General features: G+C 73.1%; 14 protein-coding genes and 1 tRNA gene. 6 read left to right on the forward strand and 9 right to left on the reverse strand.

What is annotated here, in order from left to right; all coding sequences use genetic code 11:
* Window positions 1–33: 33 nt before the first annotated feature.
* The 6 genes from ACF089_RS24610 to ACF089_RS24635 all read right to left on the reverse strand — a co-directional run bounded on the left by ACF089_RS24610 (window position 34) and on the right by ACF089_RS24635 (window position 4,999).
* Window positions 34–489, reverse strand: a complete 456-nt coding sequence (locus ACF089_RS24610) for a hypothetical protein (protein WP_392030269.1) — start codon at window positions 487–489, stop codon at window positions 34–36.
* 65 nt (window positions 490–554) lie between these two features.
* The gene (pth, locus tag ACF089_RS24615; protein WP_392030272.1) at window positions 555–1,154 is read right to left on the reverse strand and encodes an aminoacyl-tRNA hydrolase; all 600 of its coding nucleotides are present in this window, start codon (window positions 1,152–1,154) and stop codon (window positions 555–557) included.
* A gap of 88 nt (window positions 1,155–1,242) precedes the next feature.
* Window positions 1,243–1,830 carry a 50S ribosomal protein L25/general stress protein Ctc gene (locus ACF089_RS24620; protein ID WP_392030275.1) on the reverse strand — a complete coding sequence of 196 codons (588 nt, stop codon included), beginning with the start codon at window positions 1,828–1,830 and terminating at the stop codon, window positions 1,243–1,245.
* 339 nt (window positions 1,831–2,169) lie between these two features.
* Entirely contained in the window at window positions 2,170–3,147 is a 978-nt protein-coding gene (locus tag ACF089_RS24625; RefSeq protein WP_392030278.1) for a ribose-phosphate diphosphokinase, read from the reverse strand.
* A 112-nt stretch (window positions 3,148–3,259) separates the two neighbouring features.
* Window positions 3,260–4,705: a bifunctional UDP-N-acetylglucosamine diphosphorylase/glucosamine-1-phosphate N-acetyltransferase GlmU gene (gene glmU, locus ACF089_RS24630; protein WP_392030281.1), complete on the reverse strand. Its 1,446-nt coding sequence runs from the start codon at window positions 4,703–4,705 to the stop codon at window positions 3,260–3,262.
* A gap of 222 nt (window positions 4,706–4,927) precedes the next feature.
* Window positions 4,928–4,999: transfer RNA gene (locus ACF089_RS24635), tRNA-Gln, on the reverse strand.
* A gap of 234 nt (window positions 5,000–5,233) precedes the next feature.
* Between ACF089_RS24635 and ACF089_RS24640 the strand changes: the two genes are divergently transcribed.
* Window positions 5,234–6,550: a sensor histidine kinase gene (locus tag ACF089_RS24640; RefSeq protein WP_392030284.1), complete on the forward strand. Its 1,317-nt coding sequence runs from the start codon at window positions 5,234–5,236 to the stop codon at window positions 6,548–6,550.
* A 494-nt stretch (window positions 6,551–7,044) separates the two neighbouring features.
* Here the strand turns inward: ACF089_RS24640 and ACF089_RS24645 are convergent, their stop codons facing one another.
* Both ACF089_RS24645 and ACF089_RS24650 read right to left on the reverse strand, forming a co-directional pair.
* On the reverse strand, window positions 7,045–7,542 hold the full coding sequence (locus tag ACF089_RS24645) for an SUKH-3 domain-containing protein (RefSeq protein WP_392030600.1): 498 nt from the start codon (window positions 7,540–7,542) through the stop codon (window positions 7,045–7,047).
* 10 nt (window positions 7,543–7,552) lie between these two features.
* Window positions 7,553–8,074: a YwqJ-related putative deaminase gene (locus tag ACF089_RS24650; protein ID WP_392030287.1), complete on the reverse strand. Its 522-nt coding sequence runs from the start codon at window positions 8,072–8,074 to the stop codon at window positions 7,553–7,555.
* Window positions 8,075–8,313: 239 nt separating this feature from the next.
* On the opposite strand from ACF089_RS24650, the gene ACF089_RS24655 reads away from it, so the two are divergent.
* From ACF089_RS24655 to ACF089_RS24665, 3 genes are all read left to right on the forward strand, one after another.
* Window positions 8,314–9,357 carry an SMI1/KNR4 family protein gene (locus ACF089_RS24655; RefSeq protein WP_392030289.1) on the forward strand — a complete coding sequence of 348 codons (1,044 nt, stop codon included), beginning with the start codon at window positions 8,314–8,316 and terminating at the stop codon, window positions 9,355–9,357.
* Window positions 9,358–9,364: 7 nt separating this feature from the next.
* Window positions 9,365–11,869, forward strand: a complete 2,505-nt coding sequence (locus tag ACF089_RS24660) for an SUKH-4 family immunity protein (RefSeq protein ID WP_392030292.1) — start codon at window positions 9,365–9,367, stop codon at window positions 11,867–11,869.
* A 181-nt stretch (window positions 11,870–12,050) separates the two neighbouring features.
* On the forward strand, window positions 12,051–12,938 hold the full coding sequence (locus ACF089_RS24665; protein WP_392030295.1) for a cellulose-binding protein: 888 nt from the start codon (window positions 12,051–12,053) through the stop codon (window positions 12,936–12,938).
* A 127-nt stretch (window positions 12,939–13,065) separates the two neighbouring features.
* On the opposite strand, the gene ACF089_RS24670 is transcribed toward ACF089_RS24665, so the two are convergent.
* The gene (locus ACF089_RS24670; RefSeq protein ID WP_392030603.1) at window positions 13,066–14,628 is read right to left on the reverse strand and encodes an MFS transporter; all 1,563 of its coding nucleotides are present in this window, start codon (window positions 14,626–14,628) and stop codon (window positions 13,066–13,068) included.
* A gap of 446 nt (window positions 14,629–15,074) precedes the next feature.
* Between ACF089_RS24670 and ACF089_RS24675 the strand changes: the two genes are divergently transcribed.
* Window positions 15,075–15,863, forward strand: coding sequence for an ABC transporter ATP-binding protein (locus ACF089_RS24675; protein ID WP_392030298.1), 789 nt, complete (start codon window positions 15,075–15,077; stop codon window positions 15,861–15,863).
* Window positions 15,860–18,439 (forward strand): ABC transporter permease, encoded by a 2,580-nt coding sequence (locus ACF089_RS24680; protein ID WP_392030301.1) that lies wholly within the window; start codon window positions 15,860–15,862, stop codon window positions 18,437–18,439. The genes ACF089_RS24675 and ACF089_RS24680 overlap by 4 nt, the downstream gene beginning before the upstream one ends.
* Window positions 18,440–18,827: the final 388 nt, after the last annotated feature.

Raw genomic sequence — 18,827 nt, forward strand, 5'->3', positions numbered from 1 at the left:
GGCAGCGGCGCGTCCGGCGGCCGTATCCGCGGCTCAGAGGGTGACGAAGGTGCCCACCAGGAGTACGCCGCCCACCGCGGCGCTCGTCCACGCGACCCTGGGCAGCCCGATCCCGCCGCCGATGACCAGCGCCGCGAGCAGCAGCGCCCCGCCCAGCGGCAGCCAGGCCTGGAAGATCCCGCCGGGGCCGCGCCGGACCACCTCGGAGGTGCCGGGCTTCACCACGACGGAGAGCTTCGCGCCCTTCTTCACGGCGACCGACCGGTCGATCGTCATCCCGGGCCGGGAGGCGGACGCGTTGTCCGGGGCGAATCGCCCCGAGCAGGTCTCCGCGCCGCATCCGGAGACCGTGATGGTGCCGTGTTCCCGGCCCTTCGCGAGCATGACGTGCTGGGCCGTGCCCCATGACGACCAGACGCCCGCCACCAGGAGCAGCAGCGCGACCAGACCCATGGCCGCGCGGCGGCTGTAGAGGAGCATGCGACTCATGGGGCGCGATCCTTGGGCATGGGAGTGCGCCCGGTCAACCCGGTGCGGCGACTTGCCACGACCCGTCAGGAGTTGTACGCCCCCTGGGCCCGCTCCAGACCCTCGGTGACCAGGGACTCCACCGCGTCGGCGGCCCGGTCCACGAAGTAGTCCAGCTCTTTGCGCTCGGTCGGGGAGAAGTCCTTGAGGACGAAGTCCGCGACCTGCATCCGGCCGGGCGGGCGGCCGATGCCGAAGCGCACCCGGTGGTAGTCGGGGCCCATCGACTTGGTCATCGACTTCAGTCCGTTGTGCCCGTTGTCCCCGCCGCCGAACTTCAGCCGCAGCGCGCCGTAGTCGATGTCCAGCTCGTCGTGGACCGCCACGATGTTCGCGGTGGGGATCTTGTAGAAGTCCCGCAGCGCGGTGACCGGACCGCCGGAGAGGTTCATGTACGACAGGGGCTTCGCCAGCACCACCCGGCGGCTGCCGGGTCCGGGCGGGCCGATCCGCGCCTCCACCACCTGGGCCTGGGCCTTCGGGGCGCGCTTGAAGGCGCCGCGGACGCGCTCGGCGAGCAGATCGGCGACCATGAAGCCGACATTGTGCCGGTTGGCGGCGTATCCGGGGCCGGGGTTGCCGAGCCCCACGATCAGCCAGGGGGCGTTCGCGTCGGTCGTCGTCATCGGAGCGTCTCCATCCGGACATTCGACCGCCGCCCGACACCGTGCGGTGTCGGGCGGCGGCCGAAAAGGCTGTGGCTGAGGGCGAGGATCAGGCCTCGGCGGTCTCGGCGCCCTCGGACTCGGCGGCCGGCTCCTCGGCCTGCGCGGCCAGGACCTGGAGGACGACGGCGTCCTCGTCGATGGCCAGGGTCGAGCCGGAGGGCAGCGGGATGTCCTTCGCGAGGATGGAGGCGCCGGCCTCCAGGCCCGCGATGGAGACCGTGACGGCCTCGGGGATGTGGGTGGCCTCGGCCTCGACCGGCAGGGTGTTCAGCACGTGCTCGAGCAGGTAGCTGCCCGGGGCCAGCTCGCCCTCGGTGTGGACGGGGATCTCGACGGTGACCTTCTCGCCGCGCTTGACCACGAGCAGGTCGACGTGGACCAGGCTGCCCTTGATCGGGTTGCGCTGGACGGCCTTCGGGATGGCCAGCTCGGTGCGACCCTCGACGTCCAGGGCGATCAGCACGTTGGGGGTACGGAGCGCGAGCAGCAGCTCGTGGCCCGGGAGGACCACGTGGACCGGGGCGCCGCCGTGGCCGTAGAGAACGCCGGGGACCTTGTTGTCACGGCGGACCCGGCGGGACGCGCCCTTGCCGAAATCGCTGCGGACCTCTGCGGCAAGCTTTACCTCGGACATGTGCACTCCTCGTAGAACAGACGGATCTGGTGGTCACCCGGCCACGAATGGCCTGCTACGCCTGCTGCGAAGAGCGCGTCGATAACGGACCGCCGCACCTGAAGTGCGACCTCCCTCGCCGAGCAACTCGGACAGTCTACTGGGGCCCGCCCCGGGCACCCAATCGATCACCCGGAGGCGTACGGGAGATCACCCGGAGGCGTACGAAAGGCCGCCCGGCGGCGGACCGGGAGACCGCTTGGAGCCGTACGAGGGGGCCGCCCCGCGACGGACGGGAGGGCCGTGCCCCGGGCGGGGTACGGCCCTCCGTCACGCGCTACGCCCCGAGGGGCGCTCCGCTCAGAACTGCTCGTCGAAGAGGCTGGTCACCGAGCCGTCCTCGAAGACCTCGCGCACCGCGCGGGCGATCGTCGGCGCCATCGACAGCACCGTGATCTTGTCGAGCTCCAGCTCGCTGGGGGTCGGCAGGGTGTTGGTCAGCACGAACTCGCTGACCTTCGAGTTCTTCAGCCGGTCGGCGGCCGGGCCGGAGAGCACACCGTGGGTCGCCGTGACGATCACGTCCTCCGCGCCGTTGGCGAAGAGGGCGTCGGCGGCGGCGCAGATCGTGCCGCCGGTGTCGATCATGTCGTCGACCAGGACGCAGACCCGGCCCTCGACATTGCCGACGACCTCGTGGACGGTCACCTGGTTGGCGACGTCCTTGTCCCGGCGCTTGTGGACGATGGCCAGCGGCGCGCCCAGGCGGTCGCACCAGCGGTCGGCGACGCGCACCCGGCCGGCGTCGGGGGAGACGACGGTGAGCTTGGTCGGGTCGACCTTGGCGGCGACGTAGTCCGCGAGGATCGGCAGCGCGAAGAGGTGGTCGACCGGGCCGTCGAAGAAGCCCTGGATCTGGTCGGTGTGCAGATCGACGGTGAGGATGCGGTCCGCGCCGGCCGTCTTCATCAGATCGGCGACGAGACGGGCGGAGATGGGCTCGCGTCCGCGGTGCTTCTTGTCCTGGCGGGCGTATCCGTAGAACGGCACGATCACGGTGATGCTGCGGGCGGAGGCCCGCTTCAGCGCATCGATCATGATCAGCTGTTCCATGATCCACTTATTGATGGGGGCCGTGTGGCTCTGCATCAGGAAGCAGTCGGCGCCGCGGGCGGACTCCTGGAAGCGGACGTAGATCTCGCCGTTCGCGAAGTCGAAGGCCTTCGTCGGCACCAGGGTGACGCCCAGTTGATGTGCGACTTCCTCGGCCAGCTCGGGGTGGGCGCGGCCGGAGAAGAGCATCAGCTTCTTCTCGCCGGTCGTCTTGATCCCGGTCACAGCACTGTCTCCTCAGAGGGTGTTCTCTGGCCGCGCCGATGGGGGGAACGCGCGCCAGCCGAATTTGTGTGCATGTATCACGGTACGCCGAGTTCGGCATACCTGTTTCCGGTCAGTTCTCGCCGGTGGCCCGTTCCGATGCCGCCTCGGCGGCCTGCGCGGCGGCGCTGCCGGGCCGCTTCCTCGCGACCCAGCCCTCGATATTCCGCTGCTGGCCCCGGGCCACGGCGAGCGAACCCGCCGGGACGTCCTTGGTGATGACGGAGCCGGCCGCGGTGTACGCGCCGTCCCCGACCGTGACGGGCGCCACAAACATGTTGTCCGAGCCGGTGCGGCAGTGCGATCCGATCGTCGTGTGGTGTTTGGCCTCTCCGTCGTAGTTCACGAAGACGCTGGCCGCGCCGATGTTGGTGTGGTCGCCGATGGTCGCGTCGCCGACGTACGACAGATGGGGGACCTTGGCGCCGTCGCCGATCGAGGCGTTCTTCATCTCGACATAGGTCCCCGCCTTGGCGCGGCTGCCGAGCCGGGTGCCGGGGCGCAGATAGGCGTACGGGCCGACCAGGGCGCCGTCGCCGATCTCGGCGGACTCGGCCACGGAGTTGTCCACCCGGGCGCCGTTGCCCACGGTGGTGTTCCTCAGACGGGTGTTGGGGCCGACCTCGGCGCCTTCGCCGAGGTGGGTGGCGCCCAGGAGCTGGGTGCCGGGGTGGACGATGGAATCCGGCTCGAAAGTGACGGTGACATCGATCAGGACCGACGCCGGGTCGACGATGGTGACCCCGGCGAGCATGGCCCGCTTCAGCAGCCGCTCATTGAGCAGCCCGCGGGCCTCCGCGAGCTGGACGCGGTTGTTGATGCCCAGGATCTCACGGTGATCGCCCGCCACGGAAGCGCCGACCCGGTGTCCGGCCTCGCGCAGTATGCCGAGGACGTCGGTGAGGTACTCCTCGCCCTGGCTGTTGTCAGTGCGCACCTTGCCGAGGGCGTCCGCGAGCAGCTGTCCGTCGAAGGCGAAGACGCCGGAGTTGATCTCCCGGATGGCGAGCTGGGCGGCGGTGGCGTCCTTGTGCTCGACGATCGCGGTCACCGCGCCGCCGCCGTCGCGCACGATCCGGCCGTAGCCGGTGGAGTCGGGGACCTCGGCGGTCAGCACGGTGACGGCGTTGCCGTCGGCGGCGTGGGTGGCGGCGAGGGCGGTCAGGGTCTCGCCGGAGAGCAGCGGGGTGTCTCCGCAGACGACGACGACGGTGCCGTCCACGCCCTCCGCGAGCTGGTCCAGGCCGGTCCGGACGGCGTGCCCGGTGCCCTTCTGCTCGGCCTGGAAGGCGGTGCGGGTGCCGGGGTACACCTCGGTGAGGTGGCTCTCGACCCGCTCGCTGGCGTGGCCGACGACGACGACGAGCTGCCGGGGCTCCAGCTCGCGGGCGGCGCTGACGACATGTCCGACGAGCGAGCGCCCGCAGATGTCGTGCAGCACCTTGGGGGTCTTCGACTTCATACGGGTGCCTTCACCCGCTGCGAGAACGACGACGGCTGCCGGGCGGTTGGCGCTCACGGGAATGCCCTTCGGCTTCGGGTGGTGGACATCCGAAGGATACCGGGGGGTTTACCGGGGGAAATAAAGGGCGGGCCGGGCATCCGGGCTGGACCGCCGGTCCGTGACCGGGGCCGCGGCCGCCGGTCTGTGATCGAGGGGCCGGGATCGAGGGTCCGCGGCCGGGGCGGCGACCGGGGGGCGGCGACCGTGCGGCGCAGGCCGGGCGTCTGGGGCGAGAGGCTCCCCCGCCAGGACTCGAACCCGGACAAATGGCACCAAAAGCCACTGTGCTGCCGATTACACCACGGGGGACAGCAGGGTCGGCGGGACCGGTCGTGGTGACCGGGCGCTCCGACCAGCAACCCACACTATGCCGTACCACCCCCCTCTCCCGCGACGGTACTTGTCCACGGCCTGCCGACGGGGGCCGCTCCGGCCGCCGCCCCCGGTCCGCCGCCGGTCCGCCGCCGGAGCGGCCGCCGCGCCGCTCGCGCGCCGGGATATCTGCCGCGAAATCCACTCGCGCGCGCCCGTAGGCTGAGAACCATGACCACAACGGGGGCACACCAGGAGGCCACGGGTGCGACCGCCCGTGCCTGGCTGTGGTGGGGTCGGCGACGCAGTGCCGCGCTGGACGTGGGACTCGCGCTGTTCTCCGCCTTGGAGTGCGCTGTCGAGGGGGCCGGATTCGCGGACAGGACCGCGATCCCGGTCCCCCTCGGAGTGCTGTTCGGACTGCTCGTCGGATCCGTCCTTGTCGTACGGCGGCGCTGGCCGATCGCCGTCGTGCTCGTCTCGATCGCCGTCACCCCGGCCGAGATGGGCTATCTGATGGCCCTCGTCGGGCTCTACTCGCTCGCCGCGTCCGAGGTGCCGCGCCGGATCATCGCCACGCTCACCGGGATGTCCCTGTCCGCGACCCTGATCGTCAGCTTCGTCCGGGTCGGCCAGGACGTCCGCGCCTCCGACCTCGCCGAGCCCGGCGACTGGTACGTACCGCTCATGGCCTGCTTCATAGCGGTCGGCGTGGTGCTGCCGCCCGTCCTCTTCGGCCTCTACATCGGGGCCCGCCGCCGGCTCATGGAGAGCCTGCGCGAACGCGCCGACAGCCTGGAGCAGGAGCTGCTGCTGCTCGCCGACCGCGCCGAGCAGCGGGCCCAGTGGGCGCGCACCGAGGAGCGCACCCGGATCGCCCGCGAGATGCACGACGTGGTGGCGCACCGCGTCAGCCTGATGGTCGTCCACGCGGCGGCGCTCCAGGCGGTCGCGCCCAAGGATCCCCAGAAGGCGGTCAAGAACGCGGCGCTCGTCGGCGACATGGGGCGGCAGGCCCTCACCGAGCTGCGCGAGATGCTGGGGGTGCTGCGCACCGGCGACGGGGAGCAGCGGCGCAGCGCGCAGGTGCCGCTGGCCGCCGTCGGGGCCGCGGCCGCGGCCGCCGCCGCGGCGGCCGGGGGAGGGGCCGGGCCGGCCATCGCCGATGTGGAGGATCTCGTCGGGCAGTCCCGCCAGACCGGGATGGTCGTGGAGCTGGCCGTCCAGGGGGAGGCGCGCGCGTACGCGCCGGAGGTCGAGCAGACCGCCTACCGCGTGGTGCAGGAGGCCCTCACCAACGTCCACAAGCACGCCGCCGGGGCCAAGGTGATGGTGCGGCTCGCCCACCGTGAGGGGGAGGTCGCCATGCAGGTGGAGAACGGGGCGCCGGACATGGGGGGCGCGGGGGCGGGGGCGGGGTTGCCGAGTGGGGGGAATGGGTTGGTGGGGATGCGGGAGCGGGTGCTCGCGCTCGGCGGCGTCTTCGTCTCCGGCCCCACCGACACCGGCGGCTTCCGCGTCTCCGCCGTCCTCCCCACCACCCCTTGATCCTCGCGCCCCGCGGCTGCCCCGGGTGGTCTTGGCCCGGGTTCCTGGGGTGCGGGTTTGTCCTCAATCGCCGGACGGGCTGGGGTTGGCGGGCTTGGTGTGGGGCGGGTCTGTCCGGTTCTGGCGGCGGGGAAATCTCAGCCTCGCCGGCGTTTGAGGCGCGGGGGTTCGGGGGCTGGTCCCCGACGGGGGGTTGGGCTTGGCGAGGGGGTGGTGGTCTTGCCCTCGGGCCCATTCAGCCTCGCCGGCGTTTGAGGCGCGCTGGTGGCTTTGCCCCGGGGCCCCCGGGGTGCGGGTTCGTCCTCAATCGCCGGACGGGCTGGGATTGACGGTCTTGCCTTGGCCCGGGCCCCCGGGGTGCGGGTTCGTCCTCAATCGCCGGACGGGCTGGGATTGACGGTCTTGCTTTGCCCCGGGTTCCTGGGGTGTGGGTTCGTCCTCAATCGCCGGACGGGCTGGGGGTGGCGTCTTGGTGGCGCGCTGGTGGGGGTGGGTCAGGGGTGGGAGGTGGTGAGCCGGGGGGGTTGGAGGCCGGTGATGAGGGTGGAGAGGGCGCGGTCGATGTCGGCGCCGAGATACCAGTCCCCGGTGTGATCCACCCCGTACACCCTCCCCTCCGCATCGATCGCCAACACCCCCTGCCCCTCGCCCTCCGCCCCCAGCGGCGCCACCTCCGTCCCCAGCGCCCTCCCCAGATCCGCCAGCGTCCTCGCCAGATGCAGCCCCGCCAGCGGATCCATGTGCACCACCGGCGGCGCCGTCTGCCGCCCGGGCCCCAGCGCGGCGATCCGCAGCCCCCCGAACTCCGCCCACGCCTCCACCGCCGCCGGGAAGACCGCGTGCCGGTGCCCGGCGGGCGACTCGAAGGCCCGCAGGGTGTCCGCCCAGTGCTCGGCGAGCTTGATGTCCCAGCGGCCGGGCTGCCATCCGGCCTCCTGGAGCGCCGCGTCGACGGCGACGGGGAACCGGGTCGTACTGAGATTCTCGGGCATCGCTGCTGGTTCAGCCATTCGTGGAGTCCGTCGCGGTCGGGTCCACTGCGCGGACCCCGAAATGGTCGAGCATCGCCGTACAGGAACGGCACGGCGGGGCGTAACTGCCGTGCAGCGGATCCCCGTCCTCACGGATCCGCCGCGCCGTCAGTTTCGCCTGCTTCAGCGAGCGTTTCGCCTCGCTGTGCGACAGCGGCCTGCGCCGGGCCCGCTTGGAGCGGTTGCCCTCCGCCGTCGTGAGATGGCGCGAGAGCAGGATCGCCTCCGGGCACCGCCCGGTGAAGCGCTCCCGCTGCCCGCTGCCCAGAGTGTCCAGGAAGTCCTGTACGAGAGGGTGGAGGACCGGCGCCCGGTCCCCCTTCCCCGCGGTCGACTTGAGCGTCTCGCCGCGTACGGAGAGTGCCGCGGCGACGGCGGGCAGAATGCCGTCCCGGCGGTGGCTGAGCGTGGGCGGGCCGGGCTCCTCGGTACTGCTCCAGCTGAGACGAGGATCACCCGTCGTGCCCGGAGTCCCTGGTTGCGCTGTGTGCATGGTGCTTTTGTCCCTCCCCGCACTCCCCCGAAGTGAATGAACAGCGTGCCAAATGCAAAGCAGTGTGTGGAAGCTGGGTAGCTGAAACGTGTGGCTCCGTCGGCATACGGTCACCCGTTTGTGACAGTTGGTGACCGTCGGGGCGAGGTCGCGAGGAGGCGGCCGACGACCGGCGCTCCCCGGGTCCCCACCGCTTAGGCTGTCCCGAACAGTCAGAAGCCAGCAGGGGGCGGATCGCCATGACGACAGGTCGGCAAGGGCTGGGGACGCCTCCCGGCCCCCAGTCCGCGGGAGCCGGGGGAACCGTCGCGCCACCGGACGGCCCCGGACGGCCGCCGAACGCGGCCTACGCCGGTCAGACCGTCCATTTCCCGGACCCCGTACGGGCCGCCCGCCACCCCGGCGGCGTCCGCGTGGACGCCGAGGGCTACCCGGACTTCTCGGCGTACGCGAGGGCCGCCGCCGAGATCGCCGAACCCCCGGAGGGCTTCGGCGTCGACGAACTCCGTCTCACCGACTACGTGTCGGCCAACGCGGCGCTGCACGCCGCCGGCCACGCGCTCTGGGACACCCTCCCCGCCGTCGCCACCCCGCACGGCTGGACCTGGCACCATGTGCGCGGCACCCGCCGGCTCGAACTGGTCCCGGTCGAGGTGAAGGCTCTGCTGAGGCACCACGGCGGTCTGGCGACGACCCCGGTCGACCAGGACAAGCGCGGCACCCGCCCGCTCCAGGAGACCCGGCCGGTCCACTTCGGCCTGCCCCGGGGCGCGCTCTCCGTCGCCGAACAGCAACTGCTCGGCGCCGAGGAGGACCTCGGCTACCGGCTGCCCGGCGCGTACCGCACCTTCCTCAAGGCGGCGGGCGGCTGCGCCCCCGTCGGCGCGGCCCTCGACGCGGAGCTGGGGCTGCTGGTGGACCAGCCGTTCCTGACCGTCCGCGACGAGGCGGCCGTCAATGACCTGGTGTACGTCAACAAGTGCCTGCGCGACCATCTGACCAAGGACTATCTGGGCGTCGCGTTCGTCCAGGGCGGCATCCTGGCGGTCAAGGTCAGAGGGACGGCGATCGGCTCGGTCTGGTTCTGCGCCTATGACGACGGGCGCGACCGCGACGGCTGGAATGTGCAGCAGCGCGTCGACCGGCTGCTGCTGCCCTGCGGCGACGACTTCGACGACTTCCTCCGGCGGCTGGCGGGCAATCCCGCGGAGCTGGAGACCGTGGCGAATCTGATGGTGGACGGCGGCTTCGCGCGCGCCGTTCCCGTCTCCGGCGAGGAGTGACGCTCCGATGGTGACCTTCGCACAGGCGCAGGAGCGCGCGGAAGAATGGGTGAACGGCGATGTGCCCCCGTATCAGCACCGTGAGGTGCGGGTGCGGGAGTTCGATCTGGGCTTCGTCGTCTGGGCGGAGGACCGCGAGAGCGGGGCGCGCCCGGACGGCGGCGAACAGCGCCTGGTGATCGCGCGGGACGGCGGCGAGGCGTCGCTGTGGCCCGGGCTGCCGGTGGGCGAGGTGATCCGGCGGTACGAGGAGGAGTACGGCGCTCCCGTCGCCGCGGGCCCGGCCGCGGCCGAGCCGCCCCAGCGGATCGATCTGCACCAGACGTCGTTCCTGCTGACGCCGCCGGAGTGGCTCCAGGACGCGGCGGACCGGATCGGCGCCGAGGAGCCGGAGGAGCCCGCGGGACCCGAGGGAGCCGAGGAGGCCGGGGGGCCCGGGCGGTCCGAGGGGCCCGCGCGGTCCGAGCGGGCGCGGGAGCCGGAGCCGGCCGCCCCGCCCGAGGACGACTGGCCCGTCGCGCCCCCCGCCCCCGCCGCCCGGGACCACGCTTCCCGGAGCGCCTCGCAGAACGCCTCCCAGGCGGGCGGGGGATCGCGCGGCGGCGACTCGGCCTGGTCCGACTCGCTGGGCGCGGGCCTGCCCGCCCCCGCCGCGCCGCCCGGGCCCCCGGCTCCCGCGCCCTCCGCACCCGTACCGCCGTCCGCGTCGCCGACGCCCCCGCCCGCGCCCGCCTTCCCGGGCGCGCCCGGAGCCTCGGCCGCGCCGACCCCGCCGCCCGCGTCCCCGGCCCCGCCGGCCGCACCGCCCGCCCCCGCCGGGTCGCGTACGCCGTCGAGCGGCGGCGGGTCCACGTCGTGGACGGACACCAGCGCGGTGGACACGGACGACGCCTCCGTACCCCTGCCCGACACCGTGTTCTCCGCGCCGCCGGTCGGCCGGGACGGCGGGAGCGCGGACCCGGCGGCGGGCGCGGACGCGCCCACCGCGCTGATGGCGGGCGGCAGCCAGTTGCCGCCCACAGCCGTGCGGCCGACGCTCAAGGAGACGGCCCCCGGCTCCGGCGGGGCGGCCGACATCGCCGACGCGGCGACCAGCAGGGCCCAGCCCCCGGGACGCCCCTCGCGCGGCGGCGGTCCGACGACCCCGCCGCCCCCCGGTCCGCCGCCGGGCGTGCCCGGCGCGCCCGCCGCCCGTCCGCCGGGGGCGACCCCGCCGCCGTCCGGACCGGGCGCCCCCGGCGCGCCCGCGGCCGGATATCTGCCGACCCAGCTGAGCCCCCAGGTCCCGGCCGGCCTCCCGGGGCAGTCCGCCCCGACCCCGCCGCCGCCGGCCCCGCCCGCACCGCCCGGCTCGACCCCGCCCCCCGGCGGAGTCCACCAGGCGGCGACGGTGCTGTCCGACCCCGGCCGGATGGGCTCCGGCCCCGGAGTCCCGCCGCCGCCCGGCCCGCCCGGCCCGCCGCCCGGAGCCGTACCGCCGCCCGGAGCCGTACCGCAGGGCGGCCCGCCCCCCTCGTACGGCTATCCGCGCCCCGGCGTGCCCACGGTGGGGCCCGGCTACCAGGCCGTACTGCGCTATCGCGCCCCCGACGGCTCCGAGGCGCAGATCATCCGCAGATCGGCCCCCGGCACCCCGCACCCGGAGTGGCAGATCCTGCACGAGCTGCGCGCGCTCAATGTGCCGCCGCAGCAGGTGCTGGAGCTGCACACCGAGCTGGAGTCGTGTCTGCTGCCGGGCGGATACTGCGCCCGGATGATCGGCGAGACCTGGCCGCAGGCGCGGATCACCCATATCGCCCCGTACGGCACCGACCACGCCGGACGGCAGCGCGGGATGAGCCAACTCCTCACCCATCAGGGCGAGTTGCACCAGGTCGCCGACGGGCCGGCCCGCCCCGCGCCGGTCCGGGCCCCGCTGCCGCAGGTGCAGCAGGCCCCGCCGGTGCCGCAGCAGGCGGTCGCCCAGGAGCTGGTGTCGGCGTTCGGGCCGCAGGGCATCTGCCGGTTCGACCAGCGGGCCGTCTCCCGGCAGGGGGTGCCCGAGACGGTGGCGGCGACCCTGGTGTGGGCCGGTCTGCCGGGCGACTTCAACCCGTTCTTCTGGGCGCAGCCCGCGCACCCGGTCGTCCCGACGCTCGCCGAGCTGGCGGCGCAGCGGCAGGTGCAGGCCGCGATCGACGCCAGTTCGTATCTGGTCGTGGGCAATGACTTCGGCCGGGCCATCTGCGTCCAGTACGGGACCGCGCACATCGTGGCGGTCCCGGTGGAGGCCGGCCCCGGCGGTCAGCCCACCCCGCCGCAGTTCGTGAACAGCGGGCTGCCGGAGTTCGTGCGGTGCATGGCGCTGCTCGGCCGGATGTGGCGCTTCCGGTACGGCCTCAATCCGGAGCAGGCCGGCCGCTGGACGGTGGACTTCCAGGCGCAGCTCGCGGCCCTGGACCCGGCGGCGCTGTCCTCCCCGGACACCTGGTGGTCGGTGCTGCTGGAACAGATGTGGGACGGGCTGCTGTAACGCCCGCGCCTCTCGCGCACGCCCCGGGGCGTCCGGTCCACGACGGTGGACCGGACGCCCCTTCCGCTGTCTTCTTTCGCCTGATGTCACAGTGTCGCGTTATGAGCGTTTGTTTTGGGTCCGGAAGGATATGAGCACAATCGCGTAATGCGTCGTTGTGGATCTGGAAGGGACTCGAAGGATGAGTGCAGCATCGGTTTCGCCTCATGGCTTCGCCGTCGTACGCCGCGGCTATCGCATGGAGGAGGCTGACGCCCATGTCGCCGCTCTCGCGCGAGGCCGCGACGACGCGTGGGAGCGCGCGGCGCGGCTGACCGTGCTCGCCAAGGAGATGGAGGCGGAGGCGGCCCGGCTGCGCGAGGCGGTGGCGGCGCTGAGCCCCCAGACCTACGAGGTGATGGGTCCCCGCGCCCAGGAGCTGCTCGCGCTCACGGAGGAGGAGGCGGAGTCGGTACGGTCCACGGCGCGCGGTGACGCGCTGGCCGCGCTGGAGGAGGCCAAGGCCGACGGGCGGGGCGTGCGCGACGCGGCGCGGGCCGAGACCGACGCGGTGCTGGAGGCCGCCGAGGCGCACGCGGCGGAGGTGCTGGCCACGGCCGGGGCCGCCGCCGAGGAGCGTCTCGGCCAGGCGCGGGCCGAGGCGAAGGTCCGGCGGGCCGACGCGCTGACCGTCTGGCAGGAGACCCGGCTGCGGGCGGAGGGCCTGCTCGCCGATCTGGAGTCGGAGCAGGCCGAGCGCTGGGAGTCGCAGGGGCGTGAACTGGACGGCCGGCGTACGGAACTGGACACCCGCCACACCGAGCTGACCGCCTTCGCCGAGAAGGCCCTCTCGGAGGCCGAGCGCGCCCTCGCCGAGACCCGGGAGCAGGCCCGCCACGGCCAGGAGGACGCCGAGGCCCGGGCGGCGGAGCTGCTCACACAGGCGCGTCTCGCGGAGGAGCGCACCGTCCGGGAGACGGAGCGGATCCTGCGGGAGCACGAGGAGGCCCGCGAGGAGATGAACGCGCACATGGCGCACATCAGCGACAGCCTCGCCGCCCTGACCGGGCGCGCGCCGGCGGACGACTGACCCGCCCGTCGGGGGCCGGGCCGTCCCGGTCCGCCCGTGCTGCCTCGCCGCCCCGCCGCCCCGCCGCGCCCCGGGCGCCGTCCCGCCCCGCCGCGCCCCGCGCGCCGTCCCGCCCCGGCGCGCGCCCTCAGCCGTCGCCGTCCTTGAGGGCGGGCGCGGGGGCGGTCTCGTCGACCACCGGGAAGTGCCGGGGCGCCAGCAGCAGCAGGGCGAGCAGCGCGGCGACGGCCGCCGCGGCCGCCCCGATGTAGACATGGTCGACCGCCGCGTCCACCGCGCGGCGGAGCCGGTCGGCGGATTCGGCCGTGAGGGCGGCCGGGTTCTCCAGGGACTGGGCGACGGATTCGAGGTCGCCCGCGCCGCCGAGCCGGGAGGTGAGCACCGTGTTGGCCACCGCGCCGAAGAGGGCCGCGCCGACGCTCTGGCCGATCTGGCGGTAGAAGAGTATGGAGGCGGTCGCCGTCCCCCGCTCCGACCAGCCCACCGAGGCTTGCACGCCCACGATCAGCGGCAGCTGGAAGAGGCCCAGCGCCGCGCCGAGCAGCAGCATGATCAGGGCGGGCTGCCAGGGGGAGGCGGGGTAGGGGAGCAGGGGGAAGGCCGCCAGGATCAGCGCGGCGAACGCGATGCCGATGGCAGCGGTCCTGCGGATGCCGATCCGGTTGTAGAGACGGCTGGAGAGGGCCGCGCTGATGGGCCAGCTGATGGTCATCACGGAGAGGACGAATCCGGCCGCCACCGGGCCGAGTCCCAGCACCGACTGGGCGTAGGTCGGCAGGAAGACCATGGGGGCGATCATCAGCAGACCCAGCGCGCCGAGCGCGAGATTGACCGCGGCGATGGTGCGCCGCCGCCAGACCCAGCCGGGCAGGATCGGTTCGGCGGCCCGCCGCTCCACGACGACGGTGGCCGCCGCCAGGAGCGCCCCGCCGCCCAGCAGCGCCAGGGAGGGCGCGGAGAGCCAGGGCCAGGCGACGCCGCCCTGGACGAGCGCGGTGAGCAGCGCGGCTCCCGCGCCGAAGACGGTCAGCGCGCCCGGCCAGTCGATGCGGGACCCGGGCCCGCGCGTGCCGGACGCCGTACCGGGCCTTGTCCGCGACTTCGTGCCGGGCTCGCTACGCGACGTCGCGCCGGGCTTTGTGGGCGGCTTCGCCGCGGGCGCTCGCGGCCGGTCCGGCTCGCGCAGATGGCGCGCGATCAGCCACAGGGCGACCGCCCCCACCGGAAGATTGATCAGAAAGATCCAGCGCCAGTCGGCGTAGGTCGCCAGCAGCCCGCCGACCGCCGGGCCCGCGACGGCCGACACCGCCCACACCGTGGAGAGCCGGGCCTGGATCTTCGGGCGCTCCTTCGGCGGATAGAGATCCGCGGCGATCGTCTGGACCGTGCCCTGGAGCGCCCCGCCGCCCAGGCCCTGGACGATACGGAACGCGATCAGCGAGGCCATGTTCCAGGCGACGGCGCAGAGCAGCGAGCCGATGAGGAAGAGGACGATCCCCGCGATCAGCACCGGCTTGCGGCCGAGGGTGTCGGAGAGCTTCCCGTACACCGGCAGAGTGACGGTGACGGCCAGCAGATAGCCGGAGAAGAGCCAGGAGAAGACGGCGAATCCGCCGAGGTCGCCGACGATCTGCGGGACGGCGGTCGACACGATCGTCCCGTCGAGCGCGGCGAGCGCCATCCCCGCCATCAGCGCGGCGACCACCGCCTTGCGGGCCCGTGTCTCATCGGCCTGCGGGGCTTGGCGCTCCGGTTCGGACAGTCTCGGTTTCTTCGGCACGCCGAATTCCTTTCCCCCTGCACCTATTTGCCCCGGGGACACCCTCTCACCCGAGGTCGCCCGGTGGGAGGGCGCGCGAACCCGACCGGGAACCCCGGCGGAAGGCGACGGCACCCCTAGGGGCTCCTCCCTACGAACGGCCGGGGCGCGTTCGTCCCGAGGGACGACGTGTCCGGCGGGGCCGACTCCTTAAGTTGTTCTTACGCGGCGCCGGGGGGCCGAGGGCCGCACGACGGGGGTGGGGTAAACCCCCGGCTCGAACTGCGCCGGGCACCAGTGCGCCGTCCCGCCCCCCTCGACAGACTCGAATGGCCGCGGCGACACTCGCGCGGATCGACCGACATAGGAGACATCACGTGACAACGGCTGTGACCATTCCCCAGCACGGGGGCACCGGAGGGCGCACGGCCGTCGCCGCGCGTGGACGTCAGATCGTCAAGGCGTACGGCGCCGGGGAGACCCGGGTCGTCGCCCTCGACCATGTCGACGTCGACATCGCCCGCGGGCAGTTCACCGCGATCATGGGCCCCTCCGGCTCCGGCAAGTCCACCCTGATGCACTGCCTCGCCGGACTCGACACCGTCACCTCCGGCAGCATCCACCTGGACGACACCGAGATCACCGGTCTCAAGGACAAGAAGCTCACCCAGCTCCGAAGAGACCGCGTCGGCTTCATCTTCCAGGCGTTCAACCTGCTGCCCACGCTGAACGCCCTGGAGAACATCACCCTCCCCATGGACATCGCGGGCCGCAAGCCCGACGCCGCCTGGCTGAACCGGGTGGTGTCGACGGTCGGCCTCTCCGAACGGCTGAAGCACCGGCCCACCCAGCTCTCCGGCGGCCAGCAGCAGCGCGTCGCCGTCGCCCGGGCGCTCGCCGCCCAGCCCGAGATCATCTTCGGCGACGAGCCCACCGGGAACCTCGACTCCCGCGCGGGCGCCGAAGTCCTCGGCTTCCTCCGCCGCTCCGTGGACGAGCTGGGCCAGACCATCGTCATGGTCACGCATGACCCGGTCGCCGCCTCCTACGCCGACCGGGTGCTGTATCTCGCCGACGGCCGGATCGTGGACGAGATGTTCCGGCCCACCGCCGAGGCCGTGCTCGACCGGATGAAGGACTTCGACGCCCGGGGGCGTACCTCGTGACCGTCCTCAAGACCTCCCTGCGCAACTTCCTCGCGCACAAGGGGCGCATGGCGCTCTCGGCGATCGCCGTACTGCTGTCCGTCGCCTTCGTGTCGGGGACGCTCGTCTTCACCGACACCATGAACACCACCTTCGACAAGCTCTTCGCCGTCACCGCCAGCGATGTCAGCGTCAAGCCCAAGGAGTCCGGCGACGGCGACGGGACGGCGTCGCAGACCGGCAAGCCGGACTCGCTGCCCGCCTCCGCCCTGGCGAAGGCCAAGGCCGTCGACGGGGTCGAGTTCGCCGAGGGCGCCGTCAACAGCATGAGCGTCACGGTCGTCGACGCCGACAACAAGGACGTCGGCGCGACCAGCGGCGCCCCGACCATCGCCGGCGACTGGACCAGGAACGACCTCAAGTCGATGGAGATCACCTCGGGCCACGCGCCCCGGGCCCCCGCCGAGTCGATGATCGACGCCGACACCGCGAAGAAGCACAAGCTCGCCGTCGGCGACGAACTGCGCGTCATAGCCGTCACCGGGGACCTCCGGACCACCATCTCGGGCATCGCCTCCTTCAAGGTCACCAACCCCGGCGCGACCATCGTCTACCTGGAGTCCGCCACCGCGCAGCGCGCACTGCTCGGCGAGGAGGGCCGCTACAGCTACCTCTCGATCACCGCGGCCGACGGGGTCTCCGACGACCGGCTCAAGAAGGACGTCGCCGCGGCGCTGGGCGCCGGCTCCTACAAGGTCAGCACGGCCGCCGAGGCCACCGACGAGGGCCGCGAGGAGCTGGGCGAGTTCCTCAACGTGATGAAGTACGCGATGCTCGGCTTCGCCGGAATCGCCTTCCTCGTCGGCATCTTCCTCATCGTCAACACCTTCTCGATGCTGGTGGCCCAGCGCACCCGCGAGATCGGTCTGATGCGGGCCATCGGCTCCAGCCGCAAGCAGGTCAACCGCTCCGTCCTGGTGGAGGCGCTCTTCCTCGGCGTCGTCGGCTCCGTCACCGGCGTCGCCGCCGGGGTCGGGCTCGCCATCGGGCTGATGGAGCTCATGGGCGCCATGGGCATGAACCTCTCCACCGACGATCTGACCGTGCGGTGGAGCGTGCCCGTGATCGGGCTCGTCCTCGGGGTCGTCGTCACCGTCCTCGCCGCCTACGTCCCCGCCCGCCGGGCCGGCAAGGTCTCCCCGATGGCCGCCCTGCGCGACGCCGGGACCCCGGCCGACGGCAAGTCCGGCCGGATCCGGGCCGCCCTCGGCCTGGTGCTGACCGGCGCCGGAGCCGCGGCCCTCATCACCACCTCCCAGGTCGACAAGGCCGCCGACGGCTCCCTCTTCCTGGGCCTCGGAGTGCTGCTGACCCTGCTCGGCTTCATCGTCATCGGGCCGCTCCTCGCCCAGGTCGTGGTCCGGGCGATCGGCGCGCTGGTGCTGCGGATGTTCGGCCCCGTCGGCCGGCTCGCCGAGCGCAACGCGCTGCGCAACCCGCGCCGCACCGGGGCGACCGCCGCCGCGCTGATGATCGGCCTCGCGCTGGTCGCCGCGCTCTCCGTGGTCGGCTCCTCGATGGTCGCCTCGGCCACCGACGAACTGGACCGGAGCGTCGGCGCGGACTTCATCATCCAGACCGGCAACGGACAGCCGATCGTCCCGCAGGCCCACCGGGCCGTGGAGAAGGCCGGCGGCCTCACCCATGTGTCCGAGTACAGAATGGTCAAGGCCAAGATCACCGCGCCCGACGGCACGACCGCGGACGAGGCGCTCTCCGCCACCGACCCGTCCTACGCGACGGACCTGCGCCGCGAGATGGTCGAGGGGGAGCAGTCCGCCGCGTACGGCAAGGACGCGATCTCCGTCGGCGACGACTACGCCCGCAAGCACGGGGTGAAGATCGGCGACACCCTCGCCGTCGCCTTCGACGGCGGCCGCGCCGCCCGGCTCAAGGTCGCCGCGATCACCTCCGACGACGCGGCCCTGGACCAGGGCGCGAAGTACCTCGCCATCGACACCGTCGCGCGGTACCTCCCCGCCGACCGGATGCCGCAGAACCAGATGCTGCTCGCCACCGCCGAGAAGGGACAGGTCAAGGAGGCCAAGGCCGGGCTCAGCGCGGCGCTCGCCGACTATCCGCAGTACAAGGTGCGCGATCAGAGCGACTACAAGGCGGAGCTGAAGAAGCAGATCGACCAGATCCTGAACATCGTCTACGGCCTGCTCGGGCTCGCGATCATCGTCGCCGTGCTCGGCGTGGTGAACACGCTGGCGCTCTCGGTGGTGGAGCGCACCCGGGAGATCGGGCTGATGCGGGCGATCGGGCTCTCGCGCAGGCAGCTGCGGCGGATGATCCGGCTGGAGTCGGTGGTGATCGCTCTCTTCGGGGCGCTGCTGGGGCTGGGGCTGGGGATGGGGTGGGGGGTGGCGGCGCAGCAGCTGCTCGCGCTGGAAGGGATGAAGTTGCTGGAGATTCCGTGGTCCACGATCACGGTGGTGTTCGTGGCGTCGGCGTTCGTCGGGCTCTTCGCGGCGCTGGTGCCCGCTTTCCGCGCCGGCCGCATGAACGTCCTCAACGCCATCGCCACCGAATAGCCCTCCTTCCCCCTCCCCCTCCCGGGGCCCGTGCCCCCGCATCCCTGCGGGCGCCCGGGCCCCGCGTCCGTCCTCAAGCGCCGGACGGGCTGGGTGTGGGTGGTGTGTTTCAGCCTCGCCGGCGTTTGAGGCGCGGGGGTTCGGGGGCTGGTCCCCGGCGGGGGCCGGTATTGGTGCGGGGGCCTGTGCTCCGGGTTCGTCCTCAAGCGCCGGACGGGCTGGGTTTGCCGGGTGCGGGGGCCTGTGCTCCGGGTTCGTCCTCAATCGTCGGACGGGCTGGGTTTGCCGGGTGCGGGGGCTTGTGCTCCGGGTTCGTCCTCAATCGTCGGACGGGCTGGGTTTGCCGGGTGCGGGGGCCGGTGCCTCGGGGGGCGGGGGTGGGGAGGGC

Source organism: Streptomyces sp. NPDC014894 (genome assembly GCF_043080985.1).
Lineage (GTDB): Bacteria > Actinomycetota > Actinomycetes > Streptomycetales > Streptomycetaceae > Streptomyces.